Annotated in this window: 17 protein-coding genes and 1 other annotated feature (1 of these 18 running past the window's edge); of the genes, 10 read left to right on the top strand and 7 right to left on the bottom strand. The window is 46.3% G+C overall.

From position 1 onward, the window contains the following. Window positions 1–104 (top strand) — a binding site (T-box leader) (it extends 155 nt beyond the left edge of the window). A 59-nt stretch (window positions 105–163) separates the two neighbouring features. Together argS and NLX73_RS07460 are read left to right on the top strand one after the other, a co-directional pair. After that, window positions 164–1,894: an arginine--tRNA ligase gene (gene argS, locus NLX73_RS07465; protein ID WP_254325800.1), complete on the top strand. Its 1,731-nt coding sequence runs from the start codon at window positions 164–166 to the stop codon at window positions 1,892–1,894. 261 nt (window positions 1,895–2,155) lie between these two features. Further along, window positions 2,156–3,124: an S-layer homology domain-containing protein gene (locus NLX73_RS07460; protein ID WP_039273562.1), complete on the top strand. Its 969-nt coding sequence runs from the start codon at window positions 2,156–2,158 to the stop codon at window positions 3,122–3,124. Window positions 3,125–3,247: 123 nt separating this feature from the next. On the opposite strand, the gene NLX73_RS07455 is transcribed toward NLX73_RS07460, so the two are convergent. Together NLX73_RS07455 and NLX73_RS07450 are read right to left on the bottom strand one after the other, a co-directional pair. Further along, the gene (locus NLX73_RS07455) at window positions 3,248–5,332 is read right to left on the bottom strand and encodes an ABC transporter ATP-binding protein (RefSeq protein ID WP_254325799.1); all 2,085 of its coding nucleotides are present in this window, start codon (window positions 5,330–5,332) and stop codon (window positions 3,248–3,250) included. Then, window positions 5,332–7,089 carry an ABC transporter ATP-binding protein gene (locus NLX73_RS07450; protein WP_165175590.1) on the bottom strand — a complete coding sequence of 586 codons (1,758 nt, stop codon included), beginning with the start codon at window positions 7,087–7,089 and terminating at the stop codon, window positions 5,332–5,334. Before NLX73_RS07450 ends, NLX73_RS07455 begins: the two co-directional genes overlap by 1 nt. 50 nt (window positions 7,090–7,139) lie before the next feature. Here NLX73_RS07450 and NLX73_RS07445 point away from each other — a divergent pair, with 50 nt between their 5' ends. Both NLX73_RS07445 and NLX73_RS07440 read left to right on the top strand, forming a co-directional pair. Then, window positions 7,140–7,340, top strand: a complete 201-nt coding sequence (locus NLX73_RS07445) for a hypothetical protein (protein WP_231109418.1) — start codon at window positions 7,140–7,142, stop codon at window positions 7,338–7,340. 333 nt (window positions 7,341–7,673) lie between these two features. After that, window positions 7,674–7,976 (top strand): HesB/YadR/YfhF family protein, encoded by a 303-nt coding sequence (locus tag NLX73_RS07440; protein ID WP_061829410.1) that lies wholly within the window; start codon window positions 7,674–7,676, stop codon window positions 7,974–7,976. Between the two features lie 133 nt (window positions 7,977–8,109). Here NLX73_RS07440 and NLX73_RS07435 read toward each other — a convergent pair whose 3' ends face one another. From NLX73_RS07435 to NLX73_RS07425, 3 genes are all read right to left on the bottom strand, one after another. Further along, window positions 8,110–8,622 (bottom strand): hypothetical protein, encoded by a 513-nt coding sequence (locus NLX73_RS07435; RefSeq protein ID WP_023988256.1) that lies wholly within the window; start codon window positions 8,620–8,622, stop codon window positions 8,110–8,112. A 115-nt stretch (window positions 8,623–8,737) separates the two neighbouring features. Then, the gene (locus tag NLX73_RS07430; RefSeq protein ID WP_029517055.1) at window positions 8,738–9,181 is read right to left on the bottom strand and encodes a DUF441 domain-containing protein; all 444 of its coding nucleotides are present in this window, start codon (window positions 9,179–9,181) and stop codon (window positions 8,738–8,740) included. A gap of 22 nt (window positions 9,182–9,203) precedes the next feature. Further along, window positions 9,204–10,175, bottom strand: a complete 972-nt coding sequence (locus tag NLX73_RS07425; RefSeq protein ID WP_061829409.1) for a YpdA family putative bacillithiol disulfide reductase — start codon at window positions 10,173–10,175, stop codon at window positions 9,204–9,206. Window positions 10,176–10,470: 295 nt separating this feature from the next. Between NLX73_RS07425 and NLX73_RS07420 the strand changes: the two genes are divergently transcribed. The 3 genes from NLX73_RS07420 (at window position 10,471) to NLX73_RS07410 (ending at window position 13,067) form a co-directional block, all read left to right on the top strand. Beyond that, a complete protein-coding gene (locus NLX73_RS07420) occupies window positions 10,471–11,067 on the top strand; it encodes a DUF2087 domain-containing protein (protein ID WP_254325798.1) in 597 nt (198 codons plus the stop codon). Window positions 11,068–11,548: 481 nt separating this feature from the next. Further along, a complete protein-coding gene (gene rsgA, locus NLX73_RS07415) occupies window positions 11,549–12,646 on the top strand; it encodes a ribosome small subunit-dependent GTPase A (RefSeq protein ID WP_254325797.1) in 1,098 nt (365 codons plus the stop codon). A gap of 82 nt (window positions 12,647–12,728) precedes the next feature. Further along, a complete protein-coding gene (locus tag NLX73_RS07410) occupies window positions 12,729–13,067 on the top strand; it encodes a L,D-transpeptidase (protein WP_254325796.1) in 339 nt (112 codons plus the stop codon). A 118-nt stretch (window positions 13,068–13,185) separates the two neighbouring features. Here the strand turns inward: NLX73_RS07410 and NLX73_RS07405 are convergent, their stop codons facing one another. Next, window positions 13,186–14,205 (bottom strand): flagellar motor protein MotB, encoded by a 1,020-nt coding sequence (locus NLX73_RS07405; protein WP_254325795.1) that lies wholly within the window; start codon window positions 14,203–14,205, stop codon window positions 13,186–13,188. A gap of 214 nt (window positions 14,206–14,419) precedes the next feature. Between NLX73_RS07405 and NLX73_RS07400 the strand changes: the two genes are divergently transcribed. Beyond that, complete coding sequence (locus tag NLX73_RS07400; protein WP_254325794.1) at window positions 14,420–14,572, top strand: hypothetical protein; 153 nt, start codon at window positions 14,420–14,422, stop codon at window positions 14,570–14,572. A gap of 123 nt (window positions 14,573–14,695) precedes the next feature. Here NLX73_RS07400 and NLX73_RS07395 read toward each other — a convergent pair whose 3' ends face one another. Beyond that, on the bottom strand, window positions 14,696–14,935 hold the full coding sequence (locus NLX73_RS07395) for a hypothetical protein (RefSeq protein ID WP_013370782.1): 240 nt from the start codon (window positions 14,933–14,935) through the stop codon (window positions 14,696–14,698). A gap of 389 nt (window positions 14,936–15,324) precedes the next feature. Here NLX73_RS07395 and NLX73_RS07390 point away from each other — a divergent pair, with 389 nt between their 5' ends. Together NLX73_RS07390 and essC are read left to right on the top strand one after the other, a co-directional pair. Beyond that, window positions 15,325–15,645: a hypothetical protein gene (locus tag NLX73_RS07390; RefSeq protein WP_023988263.1), complete on the top strand. Its 321-nt coding sequence runs from the start codon at window positions 15,325–15,327 to the stop codon at window positions 15,643–15,645. Window positions 15,646–15,712: 67 nt separating this feature from the next. After that, window positions 15,713–19,708, top strand: coding sequence for a type VII secretion protein EssC (essC, locus tag NLX73_RS07385; protein ID WP_254325793.1), 3,996 nt, complete (start codon window positions 15,713–15,715; stop codon window positions 19,706–19,708). Window positions 19,709–19,723 lie beyond the last annotated feature (15 nt).

Below are 19,723 nucleotides of genomic sequence, written 5' to 3'. Positions count from 1 at the left end.
ATTAGTCATTGGAGTGAAATCGCGATTTGTGTAAGTTAGCTTTAGCTGCACAACCGATTTACGAAGAGTGGTACCGCGGGGATATTGAAGTTCTCGTCTCTTGAATTATTTCAAGAGGCGGGGGCTTTTTTTGTTAGATTCTATAAAAAGAAGGAGAGAGATCATGTTAGTGAGGATTGCTGCTCAAGCGATATTGGCCCATACGGGCTTGGAGGAAAAAGAAATTTTATCTTTATTCGAGGTGCCTCCGCAGCCTGAATGGGGAGATGTAGCGTTTCCCTGTTTTGTGCTGGCTAAGAAGTTTCGAAAGTCTCCGCAGCACATTGCAATGGAATTAGCGGAGCTAGTGAGCCATGAAGAAGGTTTAACTGCTTCAGCATCGGGTGCCTACGTAAATATAACATTGGATCGATCGGTTCATATTCCGCTTATGCTTGCTGAATTGAGCAAAGCTGATTTCCTCAGGCCCAATATCGGACACGGACAGCGGGTGGTCATTGATATGTCTTCGCCCAATATTGCCAAACCGTTTGGTATTGGTCATCTTCGCTCTACTGTTATTGGTGCTGCCTTGTATCGTATTCTTGGTGAAACCGGATATGTCCCAATTAGTGTGAATCATCTTGGAGATTGGGGAACACAGTTTGGCAAGCAAATTGCGGCCTATAAAAGATGGGGAAATGAGGAGCAGCTACAACATGATCCGATTGGTGAATCGCTGAAACTGTATGTGCGTTTTCATCAGGAGGCCGAGCATGATCCGTCTTTAGAGGATGAAGGCCGCGAGTGGTTCCGACGTTTGGAACATGGGGATGCTGAGGCTCAACAACTATGGGAGTTTTTTGTTGAAGTCAGTCTGGGTGAATTTGATCGTATGTACCAGCGTCTAAACATTACATTTGACCATGTGCTGGGAGAAAGTTTTTACAATGATAAGATGCAGGCAGTTGTTGCTCAATTAAGAGCAAAAGGATTGCTGGAGGAAAGTGATGGCGCGCTCGTGGTTCGTCTGGAAGACGAGGAACTGCCGCCATGTCTTATTCTAAAAAAGGATGGGACTACCATTTATCCGACACGTGATCTGGCAACAGCGATTTATCGTCATGAAGTGATGAAGGCTGATCGGCTTCTGTACGTCGTTGGTGGGGAACAGAAGCTGCATTTCCAGCAGGTGTTTGCGGTGCTGAAACATGCAGGAGAGGCATGGGCGGAGCAGTGTGAGCATGTGCCGTTTGGATTAATGCGGTTTGCGGGTAAGAAAATGTCTACAAGACGTGGAAAAGTTGTCAAACTGGAAGAGGTGCTGGATGAAGCTATAGCCCGTGCTCAAGCCATCATTACTCAGAAGAATCCCGATTTGCAGGAACAACAGGCAGTAGCAGAGGACGTTGGTATTGGGGCGATTATTTTTGGTGACTTAAAAAACAACCGGCTGAATGAAGTGGATTTTTCGTTGGAGGAGGCGCTGACCTTTGAAGGTGAGACCGGGCCTTATGTGCAGTATACTCATGCGCGCATACGCAGCCTTCTGGAGAAAGCTCATGCTCGCGCCGATGTTGATGTTACTACTAATTCTAGCGACAACGCCCTTGTCCAAGATAGCCATTCTCGTGATTTGAATGACATATCGGATGAAATGTTTGGTGACGCAGGTTGGGCGCTGCTTAAGCAGTTGGATCGTTATCATGGACAACTGATACGTGCGGCTCGCCAACTGGAGCCTTCGGTTATTGCGAGATTTGCACTGGATACGGCCCAGGCGTTCAATCGTTTTTACGCCAAGGAAAGGATTGTCAATGGTGGACGCTGGCGTATTCAATTGGCGGAACAAACTGCGGATATTCTGGCATGCGCGCTGCAACTTCTTGGTCTGAAAGCACCGAATCGGATGTAAGCAAAGAGAACAAAGGGGAGCGAGGTTTGCCGGCGGGATACTGCTACCCAGATCCGGTTCTTCCAAGGGGATACTGTAAAAGGTAATCTGTTACAGGCACTTTTGGGTATGTATAAAGATTGTGAGCAGAAAAGAGTTAGACGGGTTACACTAATCGCAGGTATTCCACTGTTTTGCAACCAATTTGTGCATATTTGAAACATTTGATGCTTTTATTGCGTCGGTAAGTATAGAAGCAAAGTAAACATGGAGGTGTATCTCATGAAAAAAAATAAAAGCGTGGCAGTTGCCCTGCTTGTCGTCTGCTCATTGGCTGTGGCTACGTCGGCTTCTGCTTTTCGTGATATAAAGGGAGCTGAACAGGAGAAGATCGTAAACTCACTTCAGGATAAAGGAATTATCCAAGGAATAACCAAGGATAAATTTGCACCGGATCAAACGCTCACCTATGCACAAGGAGTACATTTGGTTGTTCGTGCGATGGATCTTCAGGTAATGCCTGATTTCACAACGGGTTCCTTTGCAAACATTCCGGCTTCCGCATGGTATGCCCAGTCCTATCGGATTGCGGCCCAACACCAAATTCCTTTGTCACCAGATATTGATCCAAGCACCCGTATGACAAGAGAACAATTTGCGAATATTCTGTATAAAGCAGTGAGTGCAACGGGTGAATATCCAACTGTCCGTATGTTAATTAATGTAGCGGATGGCAAAAAATTAGATCAGGAATCAAACGCAGCAGTTCAATTCCTGCTGTTGACCAAAATTGCAAAATTGGACGAACAGAGCAACTTTAACCCGGATCGTAAAGTAACGCGGATGGAGGCAGCAGAAATGGTCTATAACGCATCCGAATTTGTACAAAGTCATAAAACGGTTGAAGCTACTCCTGAAAATCCGGCTGAGCCTGTAGATCCGGTTCAACAAAATAATATTAGTATGAGCATAGAGAAGACAAATGACCAGCAGAACAAAGTGACAATCACCCGTCTGCAGGCACCTAATCCAGGTTACGGCATTGAAGTGGATCACATCGACTACGTAGATGATACGAATGCAGTAATTTACTACAAGCTGACTAGTCCAAAGCCAGGGGAAATGAATATTCAGGTCATTACGGATACCCACACAAGTACGTTGGTAGACAGCAAGTATAAGGTTACGCTCAAAGCAGTAGATGGAACAGTGTTTCCACCCACAGGAACAGGCACGTCTGTAGCTAAATAAAATTACAAGCCATATGTCCTATATAAAAATAAACCAGCGAGCCTCCAATGTGTAGGAGAGGCTCGCTGGTTTTTTCATGCCAAATGTTCATCGTTAGCCCTAAGCAATTGGGCTATTCAAGCTTTAAATGCTGACTTTGCCAGTAAGCAAGTCATCTTGCGCAGGAGGCGTAGCAGAGATTGGATCTGATTCTGTTGCAACTGTTCCCGACTGGAGCTGATACATTTGGAAGTAACGCCCGCCTTGGGCCATAAGTTCATCATGGCTACCCCGTTCAACAATTTCACCCCGATGCAGCACCAAAATTTGGTCCGCACTGCGAATGGTGGACAAACGGTGAGCAATGATAAAGGTCGTACGTCCCTTCTTGAGCACCTCAAGAGCGGATTGGATGAGCGCTTCCGTTTCGGTGTCAATATTGGCAGTAGCTTCATCCAGAATTAAAATTGCGGGATCAAAGGCTAGTGCACGAGCGAAGGAAATAAGCTGGCGTTGCCCGGCTGATAAGGTGCTGCCTTTTTCAATAACAGGCTCATCGAATCCTTGCGGCAAATGGGCCAGCAATTTGTCGGCTCCAACATCATGCAGCGCTTTATTCACCTGTTCTCTCGTGATTCGGCTGTCTCCGAGACTGACATTGGAGGCTACCGTACCTGTGAATAAATATGGATCTTGAAGAACAATACCCATATGATGGCGAAGCCATTGCTTAGGGATGTCTTTGACGGACGTTCCGTCAATGGTGATCGTTCCTTTTTGCGGATCATAGAACCGGAATAGCAGGTTGATAATCGAACTTTTGCCTGATCCGGTATGTCCGACAAGGGCAACTGTTTGCCCGGGTTGTGCTGTAAAAGAAATATGTTTAAGTACATCATCCTTTTTGTAGGCAAAGGAAACGTCGTTAAACTCTACCTGGCCTTTGTAGCGCGGCATCGTGCCGTCCGTCACCGGCTCTCCAGTTTCGTCCATCAACTCAAATACGCGTCCTGAGGATACGATGGAAGTATCCAGTACAGCGAGTTGGTTGACCATACCCGTCATAGGTTGGAATAGTCGTCCCAATACATCGACGAAGGCATACAATACGCCTAGTGAAACAGCACTACCTGTAGTTCCGAGCGCCTCAGATCCAAAATACCACAGCACGACGGCAAAGGCGAGATTTCTCAACACGTTGACTAAATTGTGCGAAGTGAAAGCGTTCAAATTCAGCATTTTATTCTGATGCTTCATATAGTCATCATTCAGTTCCTCAAACTCTTGCTGCGTTTGTTTCTGGTGGCGGAACACGCGAATAATGGACATCCCTTGAATCGATTCATTGATAATCGCATTAATTTCACTGAGTCTGGACCGAATGATCGTATTATAGCGGGTGGCGACCTTGCGATACAATACAATCCACAAGATCAGTAACGGTACAATAAACAGAGAGATAAGACCCAGTCTGAAGTCCAGCAAAAAGAGTGCAACATATACTCCTGCCATTGTCACAATCCCTGAAGTGAAATTGGAGAGCACAGCCACAAACAAATCTTTGACTGCCTCAGTGTCATTCGTAACACGGGATACGACTTTGCCTGCAGGCAAGTTATCAAAAAAGTAAACTGGCAGCCGCTGGATGTGAGCGTAGAGATCAAGCCGAAGCTTTTGTATGACCTTGTTCGCCGAGGATTGCAGCCAGTATGTTTTGCCGAATTCAGCAAAAATGGAAATAACCAGGAAGAAGCAATACCAGCCAATCAGCTGAAAGATACCGGGCATTTCCGGTTTGTAAAAGCTATACAGTTCATCAGCTGTCAGAGCCTTAGCTTCATAGCGAAAGGTGTCGGAGCCGCGTGTCACAGTCAGCGTTCCGTTCGTAAAGGAGCGGTTACCGTCAGCCACTTGAACCGAGCCATCGACAAATACGAAAGATTTCCCAACTTGTAAAATCCTCGCTTCGCGACCTTTAGTCTCCCCGGACTCAAAGCGATCTTCACGCTTAAAGTGGGTTCCAGCATAGCTTACAGTTCCGTCCACACTAGTTGTTTCATAAAATGGTTTTTCAATAGCGAGCATATGGTCGTCAATCATCGTTTTGGCGATGAAGGGACCAGCCAGCTCGGCGGCTACTCCGATAGCCAAAGCGATGAGAGCGGCGATAAAACCTGCTTTGCTCGTTAGCGCGTACTGGAATAGCCTTTTGCCGATATTGGGTTTCATTAGGATACCTCCCCTGAGGTCAGATCAGATTCCACTTGTTGCCGTACATACTGTTGTCGGTACCATCCGTCAGCCTGAAGTAGCTCGCTGTGGGTCCCTTCCTCAATAATGCGTCCTTGCTCCAGCACGACGATCCGGTCTGCATGTTCTACAGCGGAAAGGCGGTGGGTGGAGATCAAGGTTGTTTTACCCGAGCGCTTACGTCGGATATTGTCAATAATCCTTGCTTCCGTCCGGGCATCTACTGCAGATAGTGCATCGTCGAGCAATAGAATATCCGGATCACCGATAAAGGCGCGCGCCAGCGAAACACGCTGCTTCTGCCCGCCGGACAGGGCGATACCTTTTTCTCCGACCAGTGTATCCAGCCCATCAGACAGGGTACCTAAATCCTGATCGAAGGCAGCAGTACGGATAGCTTCCATAATGTCGTCATCATCTGCATGAGGTTTTCCGAATTGAATGTTCTCGCGCACCGATTTGGAAAACAAAATTTGCTCTTGCGGCACGTAGCCGATCCAGCTGTGTAGTTGTTCTACTGCAATGTCCTCTAGACGTATGCCGGAGATTAAAATATCACCACTACCCGTCGGATATTCATGCAGTAGCTGTTTGAGCAGCGTGGATTTCCCACTGCCTGTTCTACCGACGACGCCCAGCGTTTCTCCGCGTTTGAGTTCCAGACTCACATGTGACAGATTGTCAATAGTAGAGGTAGGGTAACGGAAGGTAACGTCTTTCATCCTGATGGATTCGAGACGATCCACTGGAACAGGTTGAGCTGCATCTTGAACATCTGGCTGGACATCGAGAGTTTCATTAACCCGGTCCAAGGAAGCGCTACCGCGCTGCATAATGTTAATCAGCTCTCCAATGGCAAACATCGGCCAAATCATCATTCCTAGATACATATTAAAGGAGACCAGTTCGCCTAGCGTGATATCGTTATGAAATACCAGATAAATACCATACCCGAGTCCAATGACGTAGCTAAGTCCTACACATAAACGAATTGTTGGTTCAAAGAGGGCATCCATCCGAGCGACAGCCAGATTTTTACGAAATACATCGTCGGTAATATCAGCGAAACGCTTTTCGTCCATTCGTTCTTGCACATAGGCGCGAATGACTCGGATACCTGCCACGGATTCCAACACCTGATCGTTCATATCACCAAATGCATCTTGTGCCAGTGTATAACGCTCGTGAACGGCTTTACCGTAAATGCTCATAGCCAGTGCGATAAAAGGTAGGGGCAGGATAGCTGCCAGTGTCAACTTCCAACTGATTAGAGTGCCCATGGCAACTAATACCACGCTCAGATAGACTGTAGAGTCTGTCAGTGTCAGCATGCCGAAGCCCGCTGTACTTGCTACGGAGCGAAGGTCGTTCGTGGCACGAGCCATCAGATCCCCAGTGCGATTGCGTTCAAAAAATGGAGGGGTCATTCGCAGCAGATGATTCATAAAACGTGTGCGCAGTAAGCGTTCCACCAGATTGGCACCACCAAACAGCTTGTGCATCCATATGTACGTAATGTAGTAGATGACGGCTAGAATGCCTATGATGTACAAAATATAACGCCAAAGTGAGGACCAGGAAATTGAACCGCGCACAATTTCATCAATGGCACTACCAAGCAGCCGAGGTGGAGCAAGCTCCAGCACACCAACGGCTATCAGCAAAAACAATCCAATGGAGTATCGGCTTCGTTCTCTTTTAAAAAACCAGCTTAAATTTTTAAGTACCGAAAACAAGAGGAATCCCATCCTTTCATGACAAGTTCATTCGAGAGTTGTGTACCATTTTGAAGAAACAACAGCGGCTTGCTACCACAAATATGATCCGGCAACAGGCGCAAAAAAGGCATACCGTCCGCAGACGATATGCCTTAAATCTCAATATCATATGGCGCGCAGGTATTTTCAGCACACTCACCACTGAAAAACTGCTCAAACGCAGGCAGCCACTCGTATTAAACCATACAACGCGAATGGCCCAATTTTGAAGGATGCGACAGGGGAGATGCTCCGGTATGAAGTTGTTGTGTTTGTAGATGTGGGTAAAATGCAATAGGAAATTTTAGCACCGGTAACACTCCTTTCTTCCTCAAAATGGGTTCATTCTAACATGAGTAATCATTCAAATTGGTAATAAATTTCAAAATGGATCTCGTATGGTTGAATCTTAACACCCTTATTTGCGAATTGTCAAACCTTTTTCAAAAAAATGTATATGACTTGTCCAAGAAGCTCGCTGGGTTGGGACGGTTGGTGGCCATTCTAAAAGATGCTATGATATAGTTGGCAGACGTCATTGTACAAGGAGATGAGCATAACGTATGAGCATACAGGTAACTGAACCTGCGGCACAGTGGTACATTAAGGAGCTTAGTTTGAATCGTGGAGATTCGATCCGTTTTTTTGTTCGCTATAGCTCTGGCGGTGGGTTGCATCCAGGCTTTTCTCTGGGAATTGCCGTAGAGCCGCCGCAGCACCCCGTATTACAGCATGAAGCGGCTGGCATTACGTTTTATATGGAGGACCAGGATTACTGGTATCTGAAGGGCCATCATCTGGAAGTTAAGTATTTGGAGGAACATGATGACATTATTTACACCTATGTTGAGGATGAACAAGCTTAGTGTTCCACTGTCAATCATAGCGTGCAAATAGTTGTTCTTGGACATGAAAAGCGGCGGAGTATCGTGTTACAGGAGATAAGTCTGTACATGATGCTCCGCCGCTTTTTTGTGGTCAAGGCGGGTATGTCGTATGTCAAGGGTTGTTAAGTATCGGGCCATCGAGTGCAAAATCAAAATCATCAATGTCGTACACATGTACAGGTACGGAAGCTTCGATAATGCGGTGGATCCAGTCCAATTGATCCGTCAGAATGGGTAAAGATTCACGCTGAGCTGTCAACACCAGTTCAGTCTCAATTGGATCAAAATATTCTCCGTAATGCGCTGTATCAACAGCATTAATGATGATGAGTGATGTATTGGCATCGAATAGAATAGGCAAGCTCTTGGCCCAAGGCATCTGAAGGGCACGCCGAATTTTTTTCTGATTCAACGGTTCCTCAAAATAACTGATCAGCTCGCTTACCTTCCGCTTCACATGTTGATCGTCCATAGGATTATCCATGAGCGGCTCTGTGCTATCCTGGAATTCGTATAGCTCTAGCAGTGATGTGTAAGGCACTATATATTCCACAGGGGCGGGAGATGTAAGTAGTTGGCCGTATATAGCCACCATTACAGCTTCCGTTACAAATTGTCGAGACATCGGTCAAGCCTCCTGCATTTACCAAATTATGCGATATGAGTATACCACAAAGCGGGACTGAATTCAGCCCGACATGCAGATTGCTATCATGTATTCCTATATTTGTTGTACGAATTTAGCTGCGGCCAATTAACAAGGAAAGCAATCCGGCAGCAATTAGAGGTCCAACAGGAACTCCTTTAAAGAAGGCAACGCCAATGACGGTCCCGATCAGTAGACCTGTCACAATAATGGGCTGTCCAGACATTAAAGTTACTCCGCGGCCGCCAAGATAGGCTACCAGAATTCCGATACCAATCGCGAGCAGTGATTTCCAGTGCAGGAAAGACTCCATCACCTGATTGATACTGATTTTACCGCTGGCTAGCGGGGTCATGACCCCGATCGTCAAAATAATAATTCCGATCGTCAGGCCATACTTTTCAAGCCAGGGGAAAGCAGTGTGAAAGCTGGTTACCCGCAGTAGCAGTAATACAACCATGGCAATAGTCACGGTAGAGTTGCCACTAACAATCCCTAGACCAGCCAATACCAGTAAGATAAGTGAGCTGTAATCCATACAGATGTTCTCCTTCGTTTATTTAGCTTTGGATATGTTCGGCGATTTGTCGCCCGTGCCAGCGGCCTGTTTCAATAAACACTTCATTGGCATTGCTGCCTGAAGCGATGACCCCGGCGACATATACACCTGGGATGTTCGTTTCCATCGTGGCAGGATTAAATTCTGGTTTGTCCAGATCCTCAGCCATGTGAACGCCGACAGACTCCAGCAGTTTTCGTTCCGGGTGAAATCCGGTCAGTGCCAGTACAAAATCATTCTCGAGTCGGAATGCTTCAGTGTCCAGCGGATTGACTATGACATGGTCTGGATGGATTTCGGTAATGCGTGCGCCTAAGTGCAGCGTGATTTTCCCTTTTTGTACCATACTGTCAAACAGTGGACGAACCCACGGCTTGATGTATTGGGACAACTCGCTTCGACGATATACCATATCAATCGTAGCTCCGACCCGCACCAATTCCATCGCAGCATCTACCGCAGAGTTACTCCCACCGATAACTGCGACCCGGGTTCCTGTATAGGGATGGGCTTCGCTGAAATAGTGCGTGACTTTATCCAATTGTTCTCCGGGAATGCCCAAATAGTTCGGATGATCAAAATATCCTGTAGCCACTACGACATAGCGGGACGAATACGTTTTGGTTATTTCTCCTTTGCTCAGGGTATGTACGGTAAATGTACCGTCATCCTGGCGATGAATGGACTGGGCTTCCTCATAATGCTGAATGTTCAAGTTATAATGAGTGGCTACCTTACGATAGTACGCCAGTGCTTCATGACGATAAGGTTTGTCATTAGGGGTGCTGAATGGAACATCACCGATTTCCAGTAGTTCGGCGGTGCTAAAAAACTGCATGTTCGTCGGATACAAAAAAATGGAGTGAACGATGTTGCTTTTTTCAATAATGACAGTTTGCAAACCTCTGCGGCTGCATTCGATTGCAGCGGATAGTCCGCAGGGTCCGCCACCGATAATGATTACGTCGTGCATTTGGATGAACCTCCAGTTGTATTGGTTTATTACGCCAGTTTTGTAGGGTTAACATTATTTTGACGATTAAAAACGGATCTCAGGATTGAAGCAAATAGCTCAGTATGTGAGAAGTTTTCAAATAATAATCCTACCGCAATGCGAACACAATATCCAGCCGTTTTCAGAAAGAGATAACGGACAGTGAAGATTGACAGCCACTTTTAGCAAACATATAATTAGATATATATCTATTTTGTATGATTGAATTCGCTTGCATAGCAAGTATGTACTAGTGAAAAGAGGTGCAATAACGATGCAACTGGATAAAATGGTCAATTATCATAAAGCACTGGCTGATCCAATGCGAATGCGGATATTACTTCTTTTGTCTCGTGGGGAGATGCATGGCCAAGCTTTGGCGAAAAAGCTGAATTTATCCCAGCCGACTGTTACACATCATGCTTCCAAACTCCGTGAGGCTGGGTTGATTAAGGAACGACGTGATAAAAACACGGTGTATTTTACACTGAATCCAGAGCTGATCCGGCAGCATGCCGAGGCGACGGTGCAATTTATTTTCGAAAAAGGAGAGGGGGAGGAAGAGATGTCAGAGTTGAATGAAACGCTGGAGGCGTCGGTCTTACGCAATTTTTTTTCCAAGGACGGCAAGTTGCGCCAAATCCCTGCACAGTATAAGAAAAAATTGATTGTACTTCAGATGCTGGCAGAAAAGCTGGAGCCAGGCCGTATGTATCCTGAACGTGAATTAAACGAGTGGATCAAGCAATACCATGAGGATTTTGCAACGATTCGGCGTGAGCTGATTATGCATCAGTTTATGTACAGGGAACGGGAAATGTACGAATTGAACCCGCGTGAGATGTGGACACGCTGGGATCAGGTACGCTAAACGAAACTTGACAAAGATTTCAAAAAAGTTTCGTAGCAGCCTTGACAGACAATTGATGGACTTGTATGATAAAGGAAATTTTAGGAGGAGGCGATGTTATATGCGTACGAACATGAATGGATGGGTTCAGCAGCAGAATGACTTGTCTCCCGCACGGACGATGCACGGTTAAAGACTGTATAGATATATAGTCTTGGCTTAGCAGTTGGTTGGACAGTAGAACCAACGAAATCCGCAGGGAGTGATTCCCTGCGGATTTTTTATGGTTAGGCGTCTTGTTATCCAGTTGTTGATTCTGGGGAGTGGTCCGTGAGAGACCGCTTGCTTAAGTGAACGAACGGATCACATCGGCCTGAATCGTATACCCTCCGCAGGGAAACCCCTGCGGATTTTTTGCGTTGTTTGCATGCGGGGAGAAAAAATGTATACCTATCGAATAACACTACGATCAAAAATAAACGATGATTTCAGGAGGAAAAAAATGAGTATACATGAATACGGTTGGTCTGATTACTGGAACGGTTTTTGGGACCAATGGAAGCAAAACTATGAGGAAAGAGCAGGAAATACACAGGTACGTCCTGCCCGCTTGATTGCCGATTATGGACAAAAGGTGAAGCTTATCACAATGGATGGAGAACGCTGGGGAGCGGCTTCAGGTAAGCTACGACATGCTATGGTAGATCCGGCGGAAATGCCGGCTGTAGGGGACTGGCTGGCAATCACCACGTCGGATGAAGTATCGGATGCAGTAATTCATGCCGTCTTGCCACGTAAAAGTCGAATATCTAGGCAGGCCGCGGGCTTTGAGACGAAGGAGCAACTGATCGCGACAAATGTGGATACGCTGTTCCTTGTTAATGCGCTGAATCATGATTTTAATATGCGCAGACTGGAACGGTATTTAATTATGGCTTGGAACAGCGGGGTAAACCCGGTTGTCGTTTTGAGTAAGAGTGATCTTTGTGAAGATGTCGAACAGCGGGTTGCTGAAGCGGAGGGAGTTGCTCCTGGTGTACCTGTTATCGTTATCTCTGCTTTGCAGAACGAAGGCAGAGAGCAACTGGAGGCGTTTCTTCAACCTGGCTGTACAGTTGCTTTGACAGGCTCTTCCGGTAGTGGCAAATCCACGATAGTAAACTGGCTCTCCGGGTCTGAAGTTCAACTGACACAGGATGTGAGGGAGGAAGACAGCCGGGGCAGGCACACAACCACTCACCGACAGCTTTTTCCCATCGCAAAGCAAGCTGTTCTGCTGGATACACCCGGCATGCGTGAGCTTAATCTGTGGGATGATTCCATGGGTGTCGCTCATACCTTTACGGATATTATGGAAACGGCGCAGCAATGCCGTTTTGCAGATTGCAAGCATAAGGGCGAAGCTGGATGTGCAGTGGAGGAAGCTATAGAGAGAGGGGAATTGTCGGAATCCAGAGTGAACAATTATCGCAAAATGCAGCGTGAACTGGAATATCAGGCGCGTAAGGAAGCAGATCGACGCAGGAAAGATAGCCGTTCAAGCACAGCCCCGGGTCGTAGGGATCAGCGAAGCGGCTGGCGACGTGATGTGGAGTGGTAAGCCGAGCTGCAGTGAAGCATCAAATGTAAAAATATAAGAAAATCTAAGTTGTAGTCGGCATATGGTATAAAGGGGTGAATATATGTCGAACTACAGCATTGTGGTGGATTTATCGGATCGTCGTTTATATTTGAAAGATGGAGATCAGATTGTTCTTAGTTATCCAGTCGGTATTGGCAAGCTGGCTACACAGACACCGCATGGGCAATTTACGATTATTAACAAACAGCCCAATCCCGGCGGCCCTTTCGGAGCGTTCTGGATGGGGCTGTCCAAGCCGCATTATGGCATTCATGGCACCAATGAGCCATGGTCCATTGGCAAGATGGTGTCACATGGCTGCATTCGAATGCAGAATAAGGATGTGCTTGAGCTTCAGGAAAAGGTAAGTATAGGCACGCCAGTCACGATACAGCCGTAGCGGCTAGAAGACACTAGATTCTGTATCTACTCAGACGTGGAAACCGCGTCCTAGGCTGTATCTGTGAAGCGTATTTCATGGCGATCGGCCGTAACTTTAAGTTAGATGCTGCGTTTAGTTACGATTTGGGTTGGATAGGGATACGGGCTTCAATCTGTTTGGAGCCCTCTTTGTCGTCTGCGGACTTGACTAATGGTCCCGAAAGGCGTTCCCCTTGTGTACCGTACGCCTGTTTGGCGTTGGTCCACATATCTTCGTTTGGTTCGAAACTTATGACTATGGTGTAGCGGTTGGCAAGGCTCGGCTTTTTGACCCTCATGCTGAAGGAGCCGTCAGGCATAACTTTGGTTTGATCATCGTAGCCAAACTGCCATCGTCCCGGAAAATCAATCGTGAGTTTGACGTCCGACCCTTCCAGCAAATTGCTGCGCGCATATACATGATAATAGTTACCTTCTTGCTTCACATCAGGCTTAATCCACACTTGAGGGCTACCGTAGTCCTTAGGTTTGTTCCAGACGGGCTTAACTAAAGGGGTATTGCGTTCTTGTTCAGGATCAAATTCAGCCCCAATCCGAACTTCATGTAGAAGCTGTTTGTTTTCTTCGTATTGATATACATAAGGACCTTCTAATTTGTTGCCACCGCTGCCATACAGATTTCGTATTTCATTGTCTTGGTCATCTGGACGGAACAGAACAGTCAGATCCATACTGCCCTGTATTCCGGGGCGTTGTACCTGGAGTACAAAACTTCCGTCCTTTTGAACGGTTGTCTCATCCGTGTACCCAGTTAACAGGGAGTTTTTGACCGCAAGATTCCCTTTGATCCATGCTCCGGCCGGGAGGTTGGAATGTCCTGTAACCTTCACGGTATTTTTATCAATGCTGACGCCACCTGATATTTCGACATAGCTGCTGCCTTGCTGATGGACAGGTGTATGATTGGCAGCTCGTTCGTCAAGGGATGATGCGCCTTGGTTCGGATTACCCGTTACGGTGTAGGCACGTGCTTCAGCTTCATGTTGGGCCATACTCCGGGTTGAAGCTTTTTCTCTGCTGCATGCAGCCAGCATCGTTAGGATTAAGAATGCACATAAAAGGTTCCAGCCTATTTTGGTAATCATGTGTTTACTCATGGTTTTTGCTCGCTCCTTGTCATAGCTTCCAGGCTTAACGTGATAAAATTTTCGAAACTTTATGTATTTACCCTAATTAAAGGGTATGTAATCCCGTCTGCTTTATCCTATAAGTAACGTACCTGTTTAAACAACAGACAGAATGGTTAAAAATGGATAGCCTGATCATCCCCTTGAAAGCAGGGGCAGCTTGCTGTAAAGGAGCCTGAGTCATATGTCCATTGACCGTTTTATCTTAAAAAAGCTGGACAACTGCCGGGAAGAGCATACACGCGCTAATTTACTAGAACTGTTTAGAATACGGATAGAGAAGGCGCAGAATAAGGAACGAGGGGTAAAAAAGGTTATCGCAAAATACTTTAAATAGAGCCTGATCAAATGCATAAGCTGCGGTAAGTCACATGTATCATGTTTCAAAGCTGCTGATATGGAGAGGGTGCTGAAATGCCCCTCTCTTTTTTGTGTCTAATATGGACAAAAAAAGTCCCTCTTAATAGAGGGACAATGCCAATGAATCATTTTCACTAACGCTATGCAGGATGGCTTCACAACCGACAATCTCTATACTGATCAAAGAGTTAAGACATTTTTGAAGGGCACGCTTGCCGCTGGAGATTTTATTCTCCAAAGTGTTACTTAGAAGTTTTAAAGTTTTTTGTACCGGTTGCTTATTTTCTTGATTGAAGTATACGGGAATACGTTTGTTTTGAAATGTAATTAATGTTCTCACAAAAATCACCTCGCCTGAGTTATTTCATGGCTTTATTGTAGTGCCCGTTTCTTAAAATTACCTTAAAAACACCTTATAAAAACATAAAGGTCTGAAAAATTTACAAAGTGTTCACAACAATCTAGGGAACAATCGAATTTACTTCTAACTAATCGACAAAATGACGTATATAGCCGTATTAGAAACGATTAAATACATATTATTGATACCAATGACTCTACTAATGTGAGAAAATATGACTAAAGTCGCTGTTTTATTTTTAGAGTGGGTATTTTGTAACAAATTGACAGTCTAATAGTCGGATGCTACAGTTACGATAGCCATATTTCCGTAGAAATAGGCTTTTTGCGTGAACTTTGCTATATATTAAGGATCGGGAGGGATGACAGATGATCCTGACCGTGCTTTCAGGACGACAGGAAACAGAGTGGTTTGACATCGAGGTAGCTGATGAATACTCGGTGGAACATTTAAAGTTGATGCTGGGTGTGCGCATTTTCGGCGAGCCTCCAGCGGAAGGCATGCAATATATTATGGAAGCAAAGTTCCCGGAAGGGCTTTGGTTCAGGGTGGGGGATAACCAGCTACTCACAGGATCAGGCTTGCGGGAAGGCTGTACTGTGCGTATTCAGCGCGCTTTTTCGACAACTCAGGACGAAGCGCCTGTGTATGGAAGGCGTTCTCTGTTTCAAAGTGAAAAAAATGGGTAAATACACACATGAAATTATATGAAACCTTGGTAAAATGAAATAGTAAGCGAAAAGGGGGACTTTTGTCTTGAATGCATTATACCAGCGATCCCCGAGATTAAGGCCGGCGCTCCGAGAGGAGAAGCTGGAGATTTTACGGCCTCCGGCTGAGCCGAGCAAGCCGTCTTTTTCTATTATATCTATACTTATTCCGTTAATGATGACGTTGGTGACTATAGGCTTTTACGTATATATGAGCAAAACAGGTAAGATGGGCAACAGTAACTATTTGATGTTCCAGATGGTCACTGTGGTCATGATGCTTACATCTTATACGATTCCTTTTTTCGTCTATCTAAATAATAAGAAGGAATACAAGCGCAAGCTGGAGGAACGGGACCGCATGTACCGGGAACAGCTCCAAAAGCATCGTGAAGAACTTGAAATGAAACGCGAGGAGCAAATTCGCACACTATATGAAATTCACGGTGACCCGCAAATATGCACTCAAATTGTCAAAAACCGCAACAGTTCACTCTGGGAACGATCACCTGAGGATGAGGACTTTTTGCAGGTGCGTATTGGGACTGGACAAGTTCCCTTTCATATTAAATTGCAAATTCCACGCCCAGACGGTTATGATCGAGATCCTTTGTTGGGAGCTGCGGATGAACTGGAAGAAGAATTTCGTCTGGTAGACGCCGCTTCCATTGCATTACCGCTATTTCAATCCAAAGTGGTTGGATTGGTCGGCGAACGGGAGCATACCCTTGCTGCGTTAAGAGTCATCTTGGCACAAGTGGCGGTTCGTCACTCGCCAGATGAAGTGAAAATTGCTTCCTTCTATGACGAGCGAGAGGAAAGTGAATGGACTTGGATGCGTTGGCTCCCACATGTGTGGGATGATGACCGAATCCAGAGAATGATGTCAGACCGCAGTAGCAGTGCACATCAACTAGCTGATTTTCTGTTTGCCAGACTGAACCGCCGTAAAAATAATCGCAATGATCGTCAGGGCAGAGGGATGGAAGTCCCGTGTTATGTCGTTGTTTTATCTGACACCCAACTGATTGAGGAAGAACCGTTGCTGCCATTGTTACTGGAGGACGGCCGAGCCATTGATGCGTGCACGATTGTGCTGGCTTCTCGTAAAGAGGCTTTGCCGATGCAGTGTCAGCTGATTGTGGAGGCTTCCAAAGAGCAGGGCGTATATGCCCGCAAATCAGAATCGGCGGAGGTTGAACAGCAAAGTTTTAAACCGGATCGTTTATCAAAAGAGGAAGCCGATGCATTGGCGCGGTACATGGCTCCTATTCGCTTGAAGCGTTCCTCTGCTTCTGATATTCCCGCTGTGCTGCCTCTGTTTGATATGATGAGCGTAGCGAGTGTAGAAGAACTGGACGTGGCAGATCGGTGGCGACGTAACCGCCATCCTGATACCTTACCCGTACCGATGGGCGTGCGAGCAGGCGGCAAGAAGATTATGATAAACCTGCATGATAAGATAGAGCGTCAAGGACATGGTCCCCATGGCTTGATCGCCGGTACAACGGGTTCAGGGAAGAGTGAGGTTATCCAATCCATCGTAGCCTCGCTTGCTGCCGAGTTTCATCCGCATGATCTGGCTTTTATGCTGATCGATTACAAGGGTGGAGGCATGTCCAACACGTTCGTTAACTTGCCGCATGTGGTGGGTACGATTACGAACTTGGACAATAATTTGATTGAACGTGCCAAAATATCTCTTAAAGCAGAACTGGTTCGTCGACAGAAGATATTGAACGATGCAGGCAATTTACAGCATATTGATGAATATTACAGACTACTCCGGCAGCGGCAGGAACAACCGCTGCCTCATCTGGTTATTATTATTGATGAATTTGCACAATTAAAGCGGGATCAGCCAGAGTTCATGGACGAGCTAATCAGTATTGCCGCGATTGGGCGGACATTAGGTGTCCATCTGATTTTGGCGACGCAAAAGCCCGCAGGTGTCGTGGATGATAAGATCTGGAGTAACTCCAGGTTCCGCATCTGCTTACGGGTGCAAAGCGAAGGTGATAGCCGTGACATGTTGAAAATACCGAATGCTGCGTGGATTACGAAGCCGGGACGAGGATATTTTCAAGTGGGTAGCGACGAGGTGTTTGAAGAGATGCAGTTTGCTTGGAGCGGTGCGCCGTATATAGGCAACAGCGATATTTCTTCTGCACTACCTGTCCATGAAGTGAGACTGAACGGGAAACGTGAAGCGCTACTGACGGGTGGAGAACGGGCAAGCTCAGGCTTAAAAGGTGAAGAAGCTCCTAAACAGCTTCAAGTATTTATTGATTATATTGCGAATGAGGCTGCTAAAGCAGGGATCGAACGACTTCAGGGACCGTGGCTTCCACCGCTGCCTGAATTGCTGGATTTAACAAATCTGCCTGCATGCACCGAAATAGATAGTACATCATCATCTTTGGAGCTGAAGGCTCTTATGGGTCTGGTCGATGATTTGCCGAATCAGCGGCAGGAGCCGATTTATGCATCGCTGGATCATGGTCATTGGGCTGTGTATGGCATGCCGGGCATGGGGAAAACGACCTTTTTGCATACGTTGCTGATGTCCACGGCTCAGCGTTTTACTGCGAATCATTGGAATGGTTATATCATTGACATGGGTCGAACGATGCGCGACTTTGGGGAACTTCCCCAAATCGGGGCTGTTATGATGGCTGAGGAGGATGACCGGATCAAGCGATTGTTCCGTTATCTGTTCAAGATGGTGGCCGTACGCAAGGAAATGCTTTCCGAGGCTGGTGTCAAAACAATAAGTTCTTATCGACGTTCTGCTGTCGAGGATATTCCGCAAATTGTCGTAGTCATTGATGGATATCTTAATTTCCGTAATGCTTATCCAGATGAAAATGAACTGTTGGAATCTCTTTTGCGAGAAGGAGGTAGTCTAGGTATCACGTTTATCATTACGGCGAACCGGATTACCGATGTGTTTGAGAAATTCCGCAGTAACATACCGAATGCTGTTTCTTTTGAAATGTCCGACCCGAGTGACTATTATTATGCGGTAGGACGACCAGCCAAAACGCCAGGACCGTTAATTCCAGGCCGCGCCCTGGTTAAAGGACATGTTCCTCCGCTGGAGTTCCAAACGGCTTTGCCTTCACCAGGTGAAGATGAGGCGGAACGATCAGCACGGTTACGTCGCAATATCGCTGGCATTGCGCAGGAATGGAAAGGCAAGCACGCACCAGCCATTCTTCCATTACCTGAGCGGATTCCACTGTCGGAACTGCTTCAGCAGTGGGATCGGACAAGTGGACCCTCGGGCGCACTTCCTTATGAGGTACCTGTAGGTCTACAGAGTGACGATCTTGAGCCTTTTCTCCTGAATCTAAAAGAAGGGCCCAATTTTATCGTGGGTAGTCCAATGGAGGGTGGAAAAACCTCTTTTCTAATGAGTTGGATTATATCGCTCGCTTATTACACATCACCTAATCAATTGGAAGTCTATACGATTGATACACGCTATGGAGGCGGAGGACTATCTAGATTACGGCATCTTCCTCATGTTAAGGCTGCTGCCGAAAGCGAAGAAGAAATGGGGCCTCTGGTACAGAAAGTGTATGATATCGTTCAACAGCGGAACAAGGAAGGGAATGATCCCGAATTGCTCCTGGTCATTGATGATGCGGATATGTTAAGTAAGCAACTGAACGATTTTATGATAAAGGATCAGCTCTCCGCCATTGTACGGTTGGGACGTGATCGCAATGTGCATGTCGTGCTATCGGGTGTGCCATCTGATTTTCCTACCTTTGGTGTGGACTGGTTTAATGATGTCAAGGCAAGCCAAAGTGGTATGCTATTTGGAACACTAGATTCGAATGATCTATCGTTCTTTCGTATCCCTTATTCGGAGGCGAACGCCGCTGCTGGTGGCCTAAAAGTCCTGCCACCTGGGCAGGGATACTACGTACGGCGCAAATTTACCAGGATAAAAGCGGCAATTCCCTTCTCAGAGCAAGTGAGCTGTGAGGATTGGATAACGAAAATTCGTGACCGATGGCATGTTGTAGTTTGAAGGGAGGTGGCTCAT

Source organism: Paenibacillus sp. CH40, from assembly GCF_024213605.1.
GTDB classification, from domain to species: domain Bacteria; phylum Bacillota; class Bacilli; order Paenibacillales; family Paenibacillaceae; genus Paenibacillus; species Paenibacillus polymyxa_B.
The sequence above is the reverse complement of the archived record's forward strand: the minus strand, read 5'-3'. Positions and strand labels throughout refer to the sequence as shown.